This window comes from Micromonospora sp. CNZ285, from assembly GCF_004637285.1.
Genome location: NZ_SPQD01000001.1, coordinates 2,451,394 through 2,468,448, shown reverse-complemented (window position 1 = coordinate 2,468,448; position 17,055 = coordinate 2,451,394). Strand labels below are relative to the sequence as shown.

General features: G+C 75.0%; 12 protein-coding genes. 8 read left to right on the top strand and 4 right to left on the bottom strand.

The features are described from left to right. The first annotated feature begins 30 nt into the window (after window positions 1–30). The 3 genes from CLT75_RS11295 (at window position 31) to CLT75_RS11285 (ending at window position 3,543) form a co-directional block, all read left to right on the top strand. The gene (locus CLT75_RS11295) at window positions 31–330 is read left to right on the top strand and encodes a YbaB/EbfC family nucleoid-associated protein (protein WP_486485340.1); all 300 of its coding nucleotides are present in this window, start codon (window positions 31–33) and stop codon (window positions 328–330) included. Window positions 331–449: 119 nt separating this feature from the next. Then, on the top strand, window positions 450–1,085 hold the full coding sequence (locus tag CLT75_RS11290) for a helix-turn-helix transcriptional regulator (RefSeq protein WP_194802792.1): 636 nt from the start codon (window positions 450–452) through the stop codon (window positions 1,083–1,085). A gap of 1 nt (window position 1,086) precedes the next feature. Continuing rightward, entirely contained in the window at window positions 1,087–3,543 is a 2,457-nt protein-coding gene (locus CLT75_RS11285) for a hypothetical protein (RefSeq protein WP_135240758.1), read from the top strand. A gap of 4 nt (window positions 3,544–3,547) precedes the next feature. On the opposite strand, the gene CLT75_RS11280 is transcribed toward CLT75_RS11285, so the two are convergent. The 3 genes from CLT75_RS11280 to CLT75_RS11270 form a co-directional block, all read right to left on the bottom strand. Further along, window positions 3,548–5,596: a BTAD domain-containing putative transcriptional regulator gene (locus CLT75_RS11280; protein WP_135240757.1), complete on the bottom strand. Its 2,049-nt coding sequence runs from the start codon at window positions 5,594–5,596 to the stop codon at window positions 3,548–3,550. Continuing rightward, window positions 5,593–7,788, bottom strand: coding sequence for a BTAD domain-containing putative transcriptional regulator (locus CLT75_RS11275; protein ID WP_135240756.1), 2,196 nt, complete (start codon window positions 7,786–7,788; stop codon window positions 5,593–5,595). The genes CLT75_RS11280 and CLT75_RS11275 overlap by 4 nt, the downstream gene beginning before the upstream one ends. A gap of 288 nt (window positions 7,789–8,076) precedes the next feature. Further along, window positions 8,077–9,291, bottom strand: coding sequence for a cellulose binding domain-containing protein (locus CLT75_RS11270; RefSeq protein WP_135240755.1), 1,215 nt, complete (start codon window positions 9,289–9,291; stop codon window positions 8,077–8,079). A gap of 293 nt (window positions 9,292–9,584) precedes the next feature. On the opposite strand from CLT75_RS11270, the gene CLT75_RS11265 reads away from it, so the two are divergent. The 3 genes from CLT75_RS11265 to CLT75_RS11255 all read left to right on the top strand — a co-directional run bounded on the left by CLT75_RS11265 (window position 9,585) and on the right by CLT75_RS11255 (window position 11,328). Continuing rightward, window positions 9,585–9,929: a hypothetical protein gene (locus tag CLT75_RS11265; RefSeq protein WP_135240754.1), complete on the top strand. Its 345-nt coding sequence runs from the start codon at window positions 9,585–9,587 to the stop codon at window positions 9,927–9,929. Window positions 9,930–10,024: 95 nt separating this feature from the next. Continuing rightward, the gene (locus CLT75_RS11260) at window positions 10,025–10,363 is read left to right on the top strand and encodes a PadR family transcriptional regulator (RefSeq protein ID WP_135240753.1); all 339 of its coding nucleotides are present in this window, start codon (window positions 10,025–10,027) and stop codon (window positions 10,361–10,363) included. Beyond that, window positions 10,360–11,328 carry an HAAS signaling domain-containing protein gene (locus CLT75_RS11255; RefSeq protein WP_209310311.1) on the top strand — a complete coding sequence of 323 codons (969 nt, stop codon included), beginning with the start codon at window positions 10,360–10,362 and terminating at the stop codon, window positions 11,326–11,328. The genes CLT75_RS11260 and CLT75_RS11255 overlap by 4 nt, the downstream gene beginning before the upstream one ends. Window positions 11,329–11,351: 23 nt before the next feature. Here the strand turns inward: CLT75_RS11255 and CLT75_RS11250 are convergent, their stop codons facing one another. Continuing rightward, window positions 11,352–13,343 carry an acyl-CoA dehydrogenase family protein gene (locus tag CLT75_RS11250; RefSeq protein ID WP_135240752.1) on the bottom strand — a complete coding sequence of 664 codons (1,992 nt, stop codon included), beginning with the start codon at window positions 13,341–13,343 and terminating at the stop codon, window positions 11,352–11,354. Window positions 13,344–13,513: 170 nt separating this feature from the next. Between CLT75_RS11250 and CLT75_RS11245 the strand changes: the two genes are divergently transcribed. Together CLT75_RS11245 and CLT75_RS11240 are read left to right on the top strand one after the other, a co-directional pair. Next, window positions 13,514–15,235, top strand: a complete 1,722-nt coding sequence (locus tag CLT75_RS11245; protein WP_135240751.1) for an ABC transporter ATP-binding protein — start codon at window positions 13,514–13,516, stop codon at window positions 15,233–15,235. Continuing rightward, window positions 15,232–17,022, top strand: a complete 1,791-nt coding sequence (locus CLT75_RS11240) for an ABC transporter ATP-binding protein (RefSeq protein ID WP_135240750.1) — start codon at window positions 15,232–15,234, stop codon at window positions 17,020–17,022. Before CLT75_RS11245 ends, CLT75_RS11240 begins: the two co-directional genes overlap by 4 nt. Window positions 17,023–17,055: the final 33 nt, after the last annotated feature.

The window sequence follows — 17,055 nt, the reverse complement described above, 5'->3', positions numbered from 1 at the left end:
AGGCCCGGCATGCAGCCCGAGTCCAAACCGATCCCACCGTCGTTCCAGGAGTTCATGGAGAACGCGCAGCGCCTGGAGGACCAGATGCGCAACGCGCAGGCGGAGCTGGAGCGGGCGATCGTCACCGGCCGCTCGCAGGACGCCACAGTCGTGGTCATGGCGAGCGGCCTCGGCAAGGTCCAGGCCGTCCGGGTCGACCCACGGGTGTACGAGCAGCGTGACGCAGCGTCGTTGCAGACGGCGATCATGGAGGCGATCCAGGCCGCTGCCGCGAACGCCGGGACGCTCGCGACGGAGAAGATGGGCCCCGTCGAAATCAATCTTCACTGACTGAAAAAAGTCTGACCAGCGGTTATGGGAAGATCTTCACGGCTCGGCGCCCTCCGGAAAGAGAGTGTGGAGATTTCCTGAAGGACTCTCCATGAGACTGTCAGCCCCTACTGACAGTGATGGAGATGGCTGTGGAGCAAGTTGCCGTCTTTGTGCACGCGCCCGACCCGCTGACCCACACCGGCCTGACTGCCCACCTCCGGTCGCGCTCCGACATCACGCTGCTGGACAGCGCGGACCGGACGCGGGCGCAGGTCCTCGTCGTCGCCGCGGAGCGGCTCACCACCGACGTGATCGCGATGCTGCGCCTCGCGGCGACCGAGATCGGCGCCCCGGTCGTCCTGATCACCACCGAGGTCAGCGAACAGGAACTGCTGACCGCCGTGGAGTGCCGGGTCGTGGCGGTCCTGCCACGGGCGGCGGTCACCGCCGAACGCCTCGTGCACAGCGTCCGGGCGGCCGCCTCCGGCGGCGGCGTGCTGCCCCCGAACCTGGTGGGCGAGCTGCTCAAGCACATCGAACGGCTCCAGCGCGACGTGCTCAACCCCAACGGGCTCAACGCCTCCGGCCTGACCGCGCGCGAGATCGACGTGCTGCGGCTGATGGCCGAGGGCTTCGACACCAACGAGATCGCCGACGAGCTGCGCTACTCCGAACGCACGGTGAAGAACGTCATCTACGGCCTCAACCACCGGCTGAAGCTGCGCAACCGCTCGCACGCGGTGGCCTACGCCCTGCGCTCCGGCATGATCTGAGGTGATCACGCGCCACACCGTCGGCAACGCCCTGGTGCTGCACGCCAGCGAGCGGATCAGCACGGAGGCCCGTACGGTCGCGCTGTCGGTGGACCGGGATCCCGACAACGACATCGTGATCCTGGACCTGCAACACGAGCTGCCGTTCGACATCTGGGACACGGTCGCGACCGAGCTGCGCCGGCAGCGCCTGCGCCGGGGCATCCGGCTGGTGGTGTGCGGCGCCCGCCCGGAGACCGGGGCGCTCGCCGGCCAGTGGCTCTCCGACCGGCTGGGCCGGCCGGTGATCGCCCCGTTCGGACGGATGATCCCGGGCGCGGCGGGCCTGCTGTTCGTGCACGCCACGGACCTCGGCGGGTGGGTCTGCTACCGGCGCGGCCACACGCCGGTCTGGCAGTCCAAGCGCTATCCCGTACCGGCCTGGGATGGCGCCGCCGTCGACCACCTGACGATCAGCTCGACGTGCGCCGCCGAGCCGCTGCCCGGCGGCGTCTGGCTCCGGGAGAGCCGCGACGAGGCGGCCGTCGCCGTACACGGAAGCCACCTCACCTCGACGATGCCGTGCCTGCCGGACGCGATGCCGGTCCTGGTGGGCTGCCCCGGGACGGCGCCGCTGCGCCTCGACGACATCGCCCGGTTCTGGCGCGGCCTGGCGCCCGAGGGGCGCGAGCACGCCCGCTTCGTCCAGTACGGCCCGGTCGCGCTGCCGGACGGTGAGCCGTTCGGGCAGGCGCTGGCGGACCTGCTGCGCTGTCCGGTGCGGGTCTTCACCGGCGTGCCGAGCGGCCGTCCGGACGGCCCGGCCCTGTTCACAGTCGACGCCGACGGGCGGCCCGGCTGGCAGGTCTTCGCCGAGGAACTGGCCTACCGGCCCCGGGAGACGCTCGGGGCGAAGGCGGTGACGCCGCGCATCCTGCGCCACCGCGCGCCGCCGGAACTCGGCGAGCCGGTCGGCCCCCGCGTCTACCAGTACGCCCACGACGCGGTGGTCGAGGTGATCCCGTCCGGCCTCTGGCTGCGCGGCCCGGAGCCACCCCGGCACGCCGACCGGATCCGCGCGGTGCCGATGGACCCGGACCGCGTCCGGCTCGTCGTGGACGACCCGGCGCCGGCCGTGGCGGACCGCCACCGGGAACTGGCCGGTGACCTGGCGGAGCGGCTGGACCCGGCGACCCGCAAGCGGGCGGCGGTGCAGCCGTCCTCGCTCGTGGCGCCGGGACGCCCGGGGCTCTCGGCGCGCGGGATCGAGGCCGGGACCTACCGGCACACCACGGGTCACGCCGCCGGGCTGCCTCCCGCGCCGTCGGTGCCGGCGCCCGTCCCGGAGCCGGTGCCCGTCGTCGTGGCCGGCCCGCCCGCGCCGTCGGCGGGCGCGGCCGTTTCCGCAGCCGCCGTTCCCGCAGCCCCGCCGGACACGACCCTGCCGGACGGCTCCGGCCTTCCCGGCCCCGGGGCGGAGGCGGCCGGTCCTCACGATGCCGGGACGGACGTCTCCGAGCCTCCCGGTGCCGGGCCGGTCGCGGCCGGGCTTCACGTGGCCGGGCCGGACGTGTCCGGGCTTCACGGCATCGGGCCGGACGCGAACGGGCCGGATGCGGCGGCGCGGGTCGTGGCCGGGCCGGTGCTCGGCGGCGGCGCGGGCTGGGCGACCAGCCCGACGATGACGCTGCCGGTGCACCGCCCCGCACCGGCGCCCGTCCGCTTCCAGCGCACCCCCGGCGACGACGCGCGGGGCGTACGCCCGGGTCCCGACCTGGACGAGGAGCGGACCTGGTTCCGGCGGGCGTTCCGCCGGGAGATCGCCGCCGTCGCCGCCGAGGTGGCGGACGTGCTCGCCGCGCATCCGGCGCTCGCGGGCGGCGCCGACGCGGTGGAGTACGCGACAGCCGTCCGCCTCTACCTCTCCGCCGCCGGCGACGGCCTCGACCAGGCGCTGCGGTCCGCCGAGCCGGGCGGGCACGTGCCGTTCGCCAGGTGCGTGTCGGCGGGCGTACGCCGGTTGCCGGTGCACCGCGGCGTCGCGTACGCCGGCGCCGAGCTGACCACTGCGGACCTGCGGCGGATCGCGCAGCGCCGGGTGCTCACCGACTGGGGGTTCACCAACGCGCTCGCCGAGCCGCCCGCCGACCTGCCGGGCACGGTCGAGGTGCTGATCTGGTCGGCCACCGCGCGGCGCACTGCGGCGTTCGAGACCGGCGACGGCGTCCCGGCCCGTGTTCTCTTCCTGCCCGGTACGGCGTTCACGGTGCTCCAGGTGCAGGAGCCGGAGGCCGGTGCCCCCGCCCGGCTCCTGGTGCGGGAACTGGCGGTGGAGGAGCCGCCGGTCGACGGGCGGGTGCGCTTCGACGCCCTCGCTCTGGCCGCCCTGCGCCAGCACCTCGCGCGCCGGACCGGCCCGGGGACGCCTGTCCCGGCGTCCGCCGCCCGCCGGTTCGTGGGCGTTCCCGGGCTGCGTTGAGGCGCTACCGGTCGGGACTGTCGAGGAGGGCGGCGAGCGTCGTCCGCTGCGCCTGCGGGAGCCGAGGGGCCGCCAGGGCGCGGCGCAGCAGCTCCCGCGCCGGCTCCGGGGCCTGCCGGGACAGCTCGGCACCGTGCGCGACCAGCCAGCCCACCAGCCACTCGTCCACCTCCGGCGGCCCGGCGAGCAGGTGTCCGGCGACCCGGGTGACGGGACCGCCGTTGTCCGCGAGCGCCTGCGCCGCGTGCCGGTGCAGCGTCGGCCGCAGCGCGGCGGGGATGCTGCCGGCGAGCGCCCGCCGCAGCACCGGTTGCCGGAACGCCAGCTCGCTGCCCGCGTCCACGAGGACGTCGGCGGCGACCGCCTCCTCCAGGTCGGCCATCAGGTCGAACGGCGTGCGCCCGGTGACCGCCGCGACCTCGGCGACGGCGAACTCGTCGCCGAGCAGGGCGGCGTAGCGCAGCGCCTCCCGCGCGCCGGGGGAGAGGTGGTCGAGGCTGGCCCGCACGGTGTCCAGAAGCGACCGTGGCATCTCGTCGGCCCGCGCGTCGACCTCGGCGAGCCCGTCGACCACCCGTACCCCGTCCTCGGCCACGAGGCCGGTGACCAGTTCCCGGGCGTACAGCGGGTTGCCGGCGGCCAGCGGCGCCAGCGACCGCAGCGTGGCGCCGGGCGGCACGCCCATCGTCCGGCCGAAGATCTGCTCGATGTCCGACGGGGGCAGGGGAGTGAGCCGGATCAGGTGGCCGTCGCGGGTGCTCACCCCGCGCCGCAGCCGGGCCAGGTCGCGGCGGCCGGGCTCGGGCCGGGCGGTCGCGACGAGCAGCAGCGGCAGCCACCGGGTCAGCGCGGCCAGCCGCTCCCAGGCCAGCAGGCTCACCTCGTCGGCCCACTGGAGATGGTCGACGGCCAGCACCAGTGGGCCCTCGGCGGTCAGCCGGCGGACGCGGTCGAGCACCCGCTCGACGGCCGTCGCCGGGTCGTCGTGCGGCGCGTCCTCCAGGCGCAGCGCCCGGCGCATCAGGTGCAGCGGGATGCGGCTGCTGAGTTCCTCGGCGCTGCCGCGCACGACCCGGTGGCCCCGGGCCCGCGCCTCGTGCAGCGCCGTGTCGAGCAGCGCGGACTTGCCGATGCCCGGCTCGCCCTCGATCCACACGATCGCGCTGCGGCCCTCGCCCACCGCGTCCATCAGGTCGCGCAGCAGCGCCAGCTCGGCGTCGCGCCCGACCAGGCGTCCCCGTCGCGGTACGGGCGGCGCGGCCGGCGCCGCCACCCCTGCCGCCACCCCTGCCGGTGCCACCGGTACGGGCGGCGCCGGCTCGGCGAGGATGCGGCCCTGCAGCTCGCGCAGCGCCGGGCCGGGCTCGACGCCGAGTTCGTCCACGAGCACCCGGCGCGCCGCGTGGAAGACGTCCAGGGCCTCGGTGCCCCGGCCGGCCCGGTGCAGCGCGCACATCAGCAGCTCGTGGAACGGCTCGTGCAGCGGATGGTCACGGACCAGGGCGGTCAGGTCGGCGATCAGCGCATCGTCGCCGCCGCCGGTCAGGACCAGCCGGGCCCGCCGCTCCGCCGCGGCGATCCGCAGCTCGGTCAGGCGGTGCCGGTCGAGGTCGGCGAAGAGTCCGGTGACGTTCGCGTACGCCTCGCCCTGCCAGAGCGCGAGCGCCTCGTCGAGCAGGGCGACGGCCTGCCCGGGCCGCCCGGCGGCAGCCGGCTCCACCGCCGCCTCGCACAGCGCCTCGAACCGGTCGGCGTCCAGCGCGCCGGGTTCGAGGCGCAGCGTGTATCCGGCCCGGCCGGAACGCAGCAGCCCACCGGCCGGGCCCAGGGCGCGCCGCAGCCCGGAGACGTAGGTGTAGATGTTGCCCGCCGCGGCGCTCGGCGCCGACTCGCCCCACAGCGCCCGGATCAGCTCGGCGCGGGTGACCGGGCGGTTGGCGTTCGCGGCCAGCATCGCGAACAGGGCCCGCTGCCGGGCCGGTCCGAGGTCGATCTCGACTTCGCCGTTCCAAGCGCGTACCGGCCCCAGAACGGTGACGCGCAGTCTCCTCACCGCTGCCCGACGACCGCCGGGCCGACGTTCGCCGACGGCCCGTCCGGGGGGCCGGCGATCCGGTTCATCTCGGCGCGCGTGGCGGCGTCCCCGGTGTGCGCCGACACCCAGGTCGCCTCGGCGCCGGCGGGCAGGCCGCAGCGGTGCAGCACCCGGGCCAGTTCCGCGGTGAGCAGCTCGCGGGACGACGCGGAGAGGCCGGGCGAGGCGACGGCGTGGCGCAGCACCGCGATCGCGGGCGCGGGAGCGGCGGCGCCCAGCTGCGCGGCGTGCGCGGTCAGCCACTCCTGTACCCAGGCGTCGACCGGCACCGGTCCGGCCAGCAGCTGGCCCGCGACCCGGCCGAGGTCGCCGCCGGCCTCGGCGAGCCGCTGGGCGAACTGCCTGTGCATCAGCACCCGCAGCGCGGTCGGGATCGCGCCGCGCAGGACCCGGCGGATGACCGGATGTCGGAACCGCAGGCGGCGCCCGTCCTCGACGAGGATCCCGGCGGCCAGCGCCTCCTCCACCGCGGGTACGAGTTCCGGCGCCGACTTGCCGGTGACCGCGGCCAGGTCGGCCACCAGGTAGTTGTTGCCGAGGAACGCGATCGCCCGCAGCAACTGGCGGGTGTCGTCGGCGAGCGGCTGCAGGTGCCGGGAGACCGCGTCGGTCAGTTCCGGTCCGGGAGTGTCGGCGGTCCGGCCGTCGCGGTCGGCGAGGACGAGATGCCGCAGGTAGTACGGGTTCCCGGCGGCCGCGGCGACGAACGAGCGCACGGTGCCGGGGCCCGGGCCGGGTGGACGGGACCAGGCGCGGACCAGGCCGGTCGCGGTGTCGTCGTCGAGCGGGCCGAGGTCGACGAGCGTGGTGCCGTCGCGGGGCAGCACCCGGCGCAGGAGCCGTACCTCGTATCCGGCCGGGACCGGGCGGGCGGCGGAGACGAGCAGCAGCGGTAGCCGGGGGGTGAGCTTGTGCAGCGCGTGCCAGACCAGCAGCGACATGTCGTCGGCCCACTGGAGGTCGTCCAGGACCAGCAGCAGCGGCCGTTCGGCGCACCGCGCGACCACGAACCGCTGGACCGTGTCGATGACGGTCATGGTGGGGGGTGCCCCGCCGGTGCAGGCGTGCAGCGAGGCGGGCAGGCCGTCCGCGTCGTTGCCCAGGGACAGGCACTCCAGCACGATGCTCAACGGCATCCGGTACGCCAGTTCGTCGCCGACGGCCCAGCCGACCTGGACGCCGAGCGGCGCCGCGCCGCTGAGCCCTTCGGCCAGCAGCGCGGACTTGCCGATGCCCGCCTCGCCGCTGATCCACATGCTGCCGCCGCGTCCGCCGGCGAGGCCGGTGACCGCCGCGCGCAGCCGGGCCAGCGCGGCGGAACGGCCCCGGAAACCGGGGTGCCGGGCCGGGACCGGCCCCGGGCCGCGTACCGGGGCCGCGGTGGCGCCGGACAGCTGGTCGTGGATCTGCCGGACGGCGGCGGCGGGTTCGGTGCCCGACTCCTCGACCAGCCGGTCCCGCAGCGTGGCGTAGAGCGCGAGCGCCTCGGCGGTACGCCCCTGCGCGGCCAGCGCCCGCATCGCCACCGCGTACAGGCTCTCCCGGGCCGGGTGGCGGCCGACGAGCGCGAGCAGGCGGTCGACGACCTCGGCGCCGCGTCCGAGGCCCAGCATCAGGTCGGCCTGACGTTCCACTGTGGCCAGGTACAGCTCACCCAGCCGGATCCGATGGCCGGCGGCTCGCGGTCCCGGTACGCCGACGAGCGCCTCGTCTCCCCGCCACTCGGCCAGCGCGGCGTCCAGCGCGGCCAGTTCGCCCGTCGTGTCCCCGGTGGCGCGGGGCGCGCGGCTGCGTTCGCGGAGCCGCTCGAAGCGGTGCACGTCGACGGCGTCGGCGTCGAGGTGCAGCCGGTAGCTGCCGCCCTCGGAGGTGAGCACCCGGCCGGAGGACCACCTGTCACGGTCCGGTTCGAGCATGCGGCGCAGGGCGGAGACGTACGTGTAGAGGTTGCCGGTCGCGCTGGCCGGCGGATGGTCACCCCAGACCGCGGAGATCAGCTCGTCCCGGGACAGGCCCCGTTCCGGGGTGAGCGCCAGCGCGCTGAAGACGGCCCGGCGCTGCGCCGAGCGCAGCGGCAGTTCCCGCCCGGCGAACGTGATCCGGAGACTGCCCAGCAAGCGGATGTCGAAGCCACTGCACTGTGCCGTCATGCCGTCCTCGTGGTGACCGGATACCTGCCTCGGTGACAACCGTTCGGCGGAACCCTAGCCCAACCATCTACCATGTCAACTTCGTGTGGATGGCCGAAAAGCTTACGGCGCAGGGCTTTCCGGTGCGCGTCATGTTCGTCTAGGGCCGCCGCCGGTCGCGCTAGCAGGCAGTCTTCGCGACGCCGGCAGGGACCGTCCACGACGGACCGGGCGGGGGCCGGGCGTCCCGGCGAGACGATACTCACCTCGGGCGGGGCCGGCGTCCGGCGCCGGCCCCGCCGAGATGGTTCAGCTACCGGTGCAGGTGGCGGTGGCGCCGCCGCCGGTCCCGGTGCCCTGGAATCCGAAGGTGGTGCTCTGCCCCGCGCCGAGCCGTCCGTTGTAGCTCTGGTTCGCCACGGTGACGGTGCCGCTGGTGCCGCTGGGCACGCCGTTCCACAGCGAGCTGATCGCGGCGCCGCCGGGCAGGGTGAGCGTGACGCGCCAGCCGGTCAGCGCGGTGCTCCCCGCGGTCACCGTCACGTTGGCGACGAAGCCGCCGTTCCACTGGTCCTGGACGGCGTAGACGGCGGTGCAGGAGGCCCCGCCCGGCGGCGGCGTGGTCGGCGGCGGCGTGGTGGGCGGCGGGGTCGTCGGCGGGGGAGTGGTGGGCGGCGGGGCATCGAGCGTCAGGTTCTTCTGCTGGACGCTCCACTGCGTGCGGCACAGACCGCAGTCGGGGCCGACGAAGTTGGCGCCGGCACTGATGTCGCCCTTCAGGCGCCACTTGAGATAGAGCACCGCGACCCGGCCGAACTCGCCGCCGTCGGGTTGGTCGTACGTGCCGCCGTGCCCGACGTTCAGGTTGCCCATGAAGGCGGGTAGCCCGGCCGGCAGCTTGCCCCAGTCGTCCATCGCGTTCGGGTAGGCGATGTCGCTCGGGCCGCCGACGAAGTACGCGATCGGCTTGGTGAGCCGCCGCAGCTGGTAGTCGTCGGCGTCGTTGAGCAGGCCGCTGCTGAAGATGCCGGTGGTGGTGACGCGCGGGTCGTTCGAGACCGCGTACGCCTCCAGGCCGCCGCAGGAGAACCCGGCCACGGCGATCTTCGTGGTGTCGATCCGGTTGTAGTACTTGCTGCCCGAGCGGGAGTTCTCCGCCACCGCCCAGTCGATGGACTGGGTGAGCATCTGGGCGTTCGTCGAGCCGGAGCCGTTCGGCGCCCCGTTGGCGATGGCGAGGAAGCCGTGCGAGGCGATCTCGCGCAGGAAGGTGCCCTGCGACAGGCCGTTGGCCGAGCACGCGCCGTTGCCCCACACCAGGACGGGAAGGCGCTCGGACGGGAGCGTCTGGGGCCGGAAGATGGTGTGGTTGGGCAGGCTCGACGAGGTCTCGTAGTCGGCGGGGTAGGGCCCCGAGCCGCCGATCGCGGCGCCGGCGGGTGTGGCGCCGAGCGCCACGACCACGGAGGCGAGCGGGACGAGGGCGGCCGCCAGCCCGGCGTAGATCTTCGATCGTCTTCTCATGCGTCCTCCAGGGGACGTCGTCGACGGCGCTCCCTGGACGGTGGTGGTGGCGGTGTGCCGGCCACGTCGGTGTGGCGCCGCCGCGATGCGTCCCAGCGGAGGGACCGGCGGGAGCTTTGCAGTTACTATCACCGCCGTAACAAAATGTGTCAACACACGTCGGTCGATGTCCGTCACCGATTTGGTTGACAATTCAACCTTCCTGCGGCATCGTTTGCATCGATGCGCATCACTCCTGACGGGGTGGTAAACCGCCGCCCCCTCCTGGCCGCCCACCGTCCCTGGAGGACAGAATGCGCACGTCCACCATGCGAATCGCCGCCGGTCTCGCCGCCGCGGCCCTGACCGTCCCGCTGTTCGCCGCGCCCGCCGCCGCCGAGCCGGCGACGATGCCGAACCCCGACACGGGCCTGGTCTTCTACTCCAGCGATCCGCTCGCCGTGGTCGCCCGGCAGGCGGTGCCGGACGACCTGTGCCGCCCGTTCCCGGCCGACGCCGACTGGCTGCTCGGCTGGAGCGGCGGCTTCCAGAACGTCATCGGCTACCAGTCCGCCGACTGCAGCGGGCACGGTTACGGGCTCGGCCTCTTCCGGGGCTGGACGACGCGCGGCACCTTCGGCTCGTACAAGACGATCTGACCGACCCCCGCGACGCCGGTCCGCGGTGCGGCGAGCGCGGTGCGCCGCGGACCCCTCGCGCCACATGTCTTGCATAGCAAGGTATCTTGCGTCGCATGGACGGCGCACGTGAGCGGATCACCACGAACATCCGCAAGGGCGTGCTGGAGTACTGCGTGCTCGCGTTGCTCTCGCGACGCGACATGTACGGCCTGGAACTGGCCGAGTGGCTCGCGGTCCGCGGCCTGACCGCGAGCGAGGGCAGCCTGTATCCGCTGCTCGCCCGCATGCGGCAGGCGGGCACCGTGGAGACCCGGTGGGTGGCGCCCGAGCAGGGGCACGCCCGGCGGTACTACACGATCACCGATCAGGGCCGGGCGCACCTGCGGATGTTCGCGGCGGTGTGGCGGGAGATCCAGCCGCACGTGGACGAGCTGATAACGGAGGAGACATGAGCGACGACGGCCTCCCGGAGGCGGCGGAGACCTATCTGCGGGCCCTCGACGAGGAGTTGTCGGAGGTCCCGCCGGACGAGGCGCGCGAGATCGTCGCGGACGTCCGCGCGCACATCGCCGACGCGCTGGACAGCGGGCGCGACATCGCGGAGATCCTCGCCGGTCTCGGCGGACCACACACGGTGGCGGGCCAGGCGCGGGAGGAACTGGGCCTGCCGGTCCGGGACGGCGCGGAGCGGGCCGCCCGGATGCTGTCAGTGGTCGCGGTGGCGGCCGGCGTGCTGATCGCCGTGTGCGTGAGCTTCCTGCTGCCGTCCACGCTGCCGGTCGACCCGCTCGGCGCCGACCCCGGCGAGCAGGGCGTCGCCCGGCGGTTCGGCCCCGGCATCGCGATGCTCACGCTGCTGCCGGCGCTCCTCGCGGCCGCGCCGCTCGTGCTGCGGGGCCGGGCCCGCGGTCCGGCACGGTTCGCCGGCGCGGCGGTGCTGACGCTGCTCGCCTGCGCGTCCGGCGAGATCGGCCTGTACTACGTCCCGCTCGCGCTGGTGGCCGTCGCGGCGGCGCTCGTGCCGTGGGCGATGCGGCGAGGAGCCGGTGGACGGTGGTGGCGCTACCTGACCGGCGGCATCGTGGCGCTGCCCGGCGTGCTCGTGACCGTCGCGACCGCCGGTGGCTCGGTCGGCATCGGCTGGGCGGGTGCGGCGCTGTGGATCGCCGGACCCCTCGTCGCCGGCGCGCTGTGCGCGTACGGCATCCGGGCGGGGTACGCGGTGACCGCCCTGGCCGGCGCGCTCGTCATGATCTCCGCGATGGCCGAGCGCGGCTTCCTGTTCGCCGCGTTCTGGCTGTTCGGCGGGCTGTACCTGGCGATCGGCGCCGGCGCGTACGCCGCGTCGCAGGCCGCCGTCGGCGAACCGGCCGGCACGCCGGCACCGGCGCGACCCGCGCCGGCCCCCGGCGGCTGACCGGGGGCCGTGGCACCGGCCGGCTACGCGGCGGCCGCCTGTGGGTCGCCCGTGGCGTCGTGGGCCGCCATCGTCTCCTGCCGTGCCGGCTCCTCGCGCAGGATCGCGGCGTGCAGCCACGCGTCCGGGATGGCGAAACCGTCCACCAGCGTGCGCATGTACGGGCGTAGCTCCTTGAGCAGCCCGTTCACCACGCCGGTGATCGCCTTCGACCGGGCCGGGGTGAGCCGGCCGTGCTCCAGCAGCCAGCCCTTGTTCGCCTCGATGACGCTCAGCGCGTACAGGTCGCAGACCCGGGACAGCAGCTCCTTGACCGCCGGGTCGGCTGTCGCGTCGATGCCTGCGACGAACGCCTCCAGGGTCACCCGGTCGACGTGCGCGGCGGCGACGGCGAGGACGTGGTCCTGCACGTCGTTGAAGATGTCGAACGGACGGTCCTTCTTGGTGGAGGCGCCACCGCGCAGGCGGCGGACCGCGCTGTCCAGCAGGTGCTCCTCGCGGTCCTCGAACACCTTGAGCTGCCAGCCCCGGTCGGTCACGGCGACCTCGTCGTCCCGGCCGGGCACGGCGCCGACCAGCCGCGCGATGAGCGCCCGCGCGGCGGTGCGCTCCAGCACCATCTCGCGTACCTGCTCGGCGACGAAGGAGGCGCGCCCCCAGCCGTCCAGCGAGCCGAACTCGTCCCGGTAGCCGGTCAGCAGCCCCTTGGCGACGAGCTGGAGCAGGACCGTGTTGTCGCCCTCGAACGTGGTGAACACGTCGGTGTCGGCCTTGAGGCTGGGCAGCCGGTTCTCGGACAGGTAGCCGGCGCCGCCGCACGCCTCCCGGCACGCCTGGATGGTGCGTGTGGCGTGCCAGGTCTGCACCGCCTTGAGGCCGGCGGCACGGGACTCCAGCTCCCGCTGCCGGTGCTCGTCGACCGGCCCGTCGCCGCCCTGGATCTCGTCGAGCGCGGCGACCAGCTCGGTCTGGGCGAAGTGCAGCGCGTACGTGGTGGCCAGCGCCGGCAGCAGCTTGCGCTGGTGGGCCAGGTAGTCGTTGAGCAGCACCTCGCGGTCGCCGGCGCCGTCGCTGAACTGGCGGCGGATGTCGCCGTAGCGCACCGCGATGGCGAGTGCCGCCTTGGTGGCCGCCGACGCGGCGCCGCCCACGCTGACCCGGCCCCGCACCAGCGTGCCGAGCATGGTGAAGAAGCGGCGGGAGTCGTTCTCGATCGGGCTGGAGTACGTGCCGTCCTCGGCCACCTGCGCGTACCGGTCCAGCAGCATGTCCCGGGGCACCCGTACGTGGTCGAAGCTGAGCCGCCCGTTGTCGACGCCGAGCAGGCCGGCCTTGGGTCCGGCGTCGCCGATGGTCACGCCGGGCATCGGGTTGCCGTGCTCGTCGCGGATCGGCACCAGCCACGCGTGCACCCCGTGGCGGCGTCCGCCGGTGACGAGCTGGGCGAAGACCACAGCCATCCGCCCGTCCCGGGCCGCGTTGCCGATGTAGTCCTTGCGTGCCGCCTCGTGCGGCGTGTGCAGGTCGAAGGTCTGCGTCTGCGGGTCGTAGACGCAGGTGGTGCGCAGTTGCTGCACGTCCGAACCGTGGCCGGTCTCGGTCATCGCGAAGCAGCCGAAGATCCGTCCCTCGACGATGTCCCGGAGGTAGGCGTCGTGGTGCCGCTTCGTGCCGAGGGCGGCGACCGCGCCGCCGAACAGGCCCCACTGCACGCCGGCCTTCACCATGAGTGACAGGTCGACCTGCGCGAGCATCTCGGTGGCGACGATCGAGGCGCCGATGTCGGACCGGCCGCCGTACTCGGGCGGGAAGCCCGCGGCGATGCCCAGCTCGACCGGGAGTTCGCCGAGCAGCCGCGTGATCCGCTCGCGCGCCTGGTCGCCGGTCTCGCCGTAGACCGGGAGGAAGCGTTCGTCGAGGTGTTTGCGGTGGGCCTGGCGAACCTCGGCCCACGGTCCGTCGAGCGTCTCCTGAAGGCGGGCGATGTCGATTCGGCCGGACGCGTGATCGAGCATGGTCGCTCCTCGGGGCAGCGGACATATGGGTGCACTCTCGGCCTGATCAACATTACCGGCGGTCACCGTGCCCCGCTGGCGGAGGCCGTGGTGAGCCGTGCCACCCGGCTCGGCCACCCCGGCGGCTGAGGTTAGGCTGTCCTCACTTCGAGCACTGGAGGCAACCCCTCGTGTCCCCGCATCCCGCCGGCGGCGCCGTCACGGCCCGGTACGTGCTGCGTCAGGCGTTGCGCCGCCAGCGACGGCCGGTGCTGATCGGCGTGACGCTGCTCGGCCTGCACCAGGTCGCCGAGGCGCTCGTGCCGGTGGCGATCGGCCTCATCATCGACCGCGCCGTGGTGACCGGCGACCCGTGGGCGCTGGCGTACTCGGTCGCCGGCCTCGCGGCCCTGTTCGCCGTGCTCGCGTTCGCCTACCGCAACGGCGCCCGCCAGGCGTTCGCCGCGGTGGAGCGGGAGGCGCACCTGCTGCGGGTGGAGATCGCCGAGCGCGCGCTCGACCCGCGCGGGCACCGCTCCGGCCTGCGCGACGGCGAGATGCTCTCGGTCGCCGCCTCCGACGCCGAACTCTCCGCGCTCGTGGTGCGGGTGGCCGGATTCGGCGTCGCCGCGGTGACCGCGCTGACCGTCGCGGCGACCGCGCTGCTGGTCATCGACGTCCCCCTCGGACTCGGCGTGCTCGTCGGCGTACCGGTGCTGGTGCTGGTGCTGCAACGGATGGCGCCGCTGCTGTCCCGACGCAGCAGCTCCCAGCAGGAGGCCCTCGCCGAGACCACGGCGCTCGCCGTGGACCTCGTCTCCGGACTGCGCGTGCTGCGCGGCATCGGAGCCCAGCACCACGCCGCCGGCCGGTACGCCGCCGCCAGCCGCAACGCGCTCGCGGTGACGCTGCGCGCCGCCAACACCAAGGGACTGCACCTCGGGCTCACCACCGCCGCCAACGGCCTGTTCCTCGCCGCGGTCGCCGGGGTGGCCGGCTGGCTCGCCCTGCGCGGCCGGCTCACCATCGGCGAGCTGGTCACAGTGGTCGGACTCGCGCAGTTCGTGGCCGAGCCGGTGCAGACCATGGGCTGGTGCGTGCAACTGTTCGCGATGGCCCGCGCCTCCGCCGCCCGGGTGGCGCGAGTGCTCGGCGCCGAGCCGCTGACCCGGCCCGGCGACGCGCCCGCCCCGGCGCCCGCGGCCGGGCCACGGCTGGCCCTCGACGACGTCGGGCACGCCGGACTCGACGGGGTGAACCTGCGCGTCGGCCCCGGCGAGCTGGTGGGTGTGCTCGCGTACGACCCGGCCGACGCCGAGGCGCTGGTGGCGCTGCTGTCCGGGCGGGTGCCGCCGGACGTGCGCCGGGGCACCGTGCGTGTCGACGGCGTGCCCGCCGACGACCTGCACGTCGACGCGCTGCGCGGCACAGTACTCGTCGAACCGCACGACGTGACGCTGTTCGAGGGCACCGTGGCGGCGAACCTCGCCGCCGGCGCCCGTACCGATCAGGCGCGGCTGCACGCCGCCGTCCGCGCGGCCGCCGCCCAGGACGTGGTGGACGCGCACCCCGGCGGCCTCGACCACCGGCTCGTCGAGCGGGGCGCGAACCTCTCCGGTGGACAGCGCCAGCGGCTCGGGCTGGCCCGGGCGCTGCACGCCGACCCGCCCGTGCTGGTGCTGCACGACCCCACCACCGCCGTCGACGCGGCCACCGAGGCGCAGCTCGCCGACGGGCTGGCCGAAGCGCGCCGGGCGGCGCCCCGGGGCACGCTGCTGATCACCAGCAGCCCGGCCCTGCTGCGCATCACCGACCGGGTGGTGGTGATCGCCGAGGGCCGGGTAGCCGCCGAGGGACAACATGAGCGCCTGCTCGCCGAGGACCCCCGCTACCGCGAGGAGACGCTGCGGTGACCGCCGAACCGCGTACCCCCGGCCGGACGTTGCTGCCTGTCGCGTCCGCCCGCCAGACCTGGACCACGCTCGTCGCCCGGTTCCGCGACCGGCCCGGCCTCAGCGCCGCCGCGGCGACGGTGCTCGTCGCCGCCGCCACCGGCGGCCTGGTCGCACCCTGGGTGCTCGGCCGCCTGGTCGACGACGTCATCGCCGACGCTCCGGCCTCCCGGATCGCCGGCCGGGTGGCGGTGATCGCCGCCGCCGCAGTGCTCACCGGCCTGCTCACCGCGCTCGGTGCCGCGCTCGCGTCCCGGCTCGGCGAGACGGTGCTGGCCCGGCTGCGTGAGCGCGTCCTCGACCGGGCGCTGCATCTGCCGTCCGCGACGCTGGAGCGGGCCGGCACCGGCGACCTGCTGGCCCGCGTCGGCGACGACGTGGCGGTGGTGACGAACGTGATCGCGGTGAGCGGCCCGTCGTTCGTCGGCGCGCTGCTGTCGGTCGTGCTCACCGTGTTCGGGCTGGTCGCGCTGGACTGGCGGCTCGGCCTCGCCGGGCTGGTCGCCGCGCCCGCGTACGCGCTGGCGCTGCGCTGGTACCTGCGGCGCTCGATGCCGTACTACGCCCGCGAGCGGGTCGCCACCGGTGAGCGGACGCAGGCGATGGCCGGTGCGCTGCGCGGCGCGGCGACGGTGCGCGCGTACCGGACCGAGGACGCGCACGTGGCGGCGATCGCCGAGCGGTCCGGCCTGGCCCGTGACCTGTCGCTGGAGATCTTCAACCTGCACACCCGCTTCGGCCTGCGGATCAACAGGTCGGAGTTCCTCGGCCTGGCCGCGGTGCTCGTGGCCGGGTTCTTCCTGGTCCGCGACGACCTGGTCACTGTGGGCGCGGCGACCACCGCCGCGCTCTACTTCCACCGGCTGTTCAACCCGATCGGCCTGCTGCTGATGGAGTCCGACTCGGTGCTGCAGGCCGGCGCGAGCCTCGCCCGGCTGGTCGGCGTGGCGAACCTGCCCGACACCGGCCCGGCCACCGTGTCCGGCCCGGCCGCCCCGCCCGCCGGCCCGCGCGGCCCGGCCGCGCTGGACGTCACGGTGCGCCGGCACCACTACGACGACGGGCCGCTGGTGCTCGCCGACGTCGAGCTGCGCCTGGCGCCGGGGGAGCGGGTCGCGCTGGTCGGCGCCAGCGGCGCCGGCAAGAGCACGCTCGCCGGCATCGCCGCCGGGATCATCGCGCCCACCGACGGATCGGTACGCCTCGACGGCGCGCCGCTCACCGGTGCGGGCGAGGCCACCTCCCGGCGTGACGTGGCACTGGTCAGCCAGGAGGTGCACGTCTTCGCCGGGCCGCTGGCCGAGGACCTGCGCCTGGCCGCCCCGGACGCGACCGACGCCGAGCTGCTCGACGCGATGGAGCGGGTCGGCGCCACCACCTGGCTGCGTGCCCTGCCGGACGGGCTGGCGACGCCGGTGGGCGAGGGCGGCCACCGGCTCACCGCCGCGCAGGCCCAGCAGGTCGCCCTGGCCCGGCTGGTGCTCACCGCGCCCGCCGTCGCCGTGCTCGACGAGGCGACCGCCGAGGCGGGCAGCGCCGGGGCCCGCGACCTGGACCGGGCGGCGCTCGCGGCCACGCAGGGGCGGACCACGCTGATCGTGGCGCACCGGCTCAGCCAGGCGGTGAGCGCGGACCGGATCGTGGTGCTCGACCACGGCCGGATCGTGGAGCAGGGCACGCACGAGGAACTGCTCGCCGCCGACGGCCGGTACGGCCATCTCTGGCGTTCCTGGCGCGTCCCGGTATGATCACCGACCGCTCCACCGCCCAGGCGAGGTGAC

Bases quoted from the DNA above. Each gene is read 5' to 3' on its own strand.
- CLT75_RS11290 (WP_194802792.1), top strand. From the start codon at position 450: ATGGAGATGGCTGTGGAGCAAGTTGCCGTCTTTGTGCACGCGCCCGAC.
- CLT75_RS11275 (WP_135240756.1), bottom strand. From the start codon at position 7,788: ATGACGGCACAGTGCAGTGGCTTCGACATCCGCTTGCTGGGCAGTCTC.
- CLT75_RS11255 (WP_209310311.1), top strand. From the start codon at position 10,360: ATGAGCGACGACGGCCTCCCGGAGGCGGCGGAGACCTATCTGCGGGCC.
- CLT75_RS11260 (WP_135240753.1), top strand. From the start codon at position 10,025: ATGGACGGCGCACGTGAGCGGATCACCACGAACATCCGCAAGGGCGTG.
- CLT75_RS11265 (WP_135240754.1), top strand. From the start codon at position 9,585: ATGCGCACGTCCACCATGCGAATCGCCGCCGGTCTCGCCGCCGCGGCC.
- CLT75_RS11270 (WP_135240755.1), bottom strand. From the start codon at position 9,291: ATGAGAAGACGATCGAAGATCTACGCCGGGCTGGCGGCCGCCCTCGTC.
- CLT75_RS11250 (WP_135240752.1), bottom strand. From the start codon at position 13,343: ATGCTCGATCACGCGTCCGGCCGAATCGACATCGCCCGCCTTCAGGAG.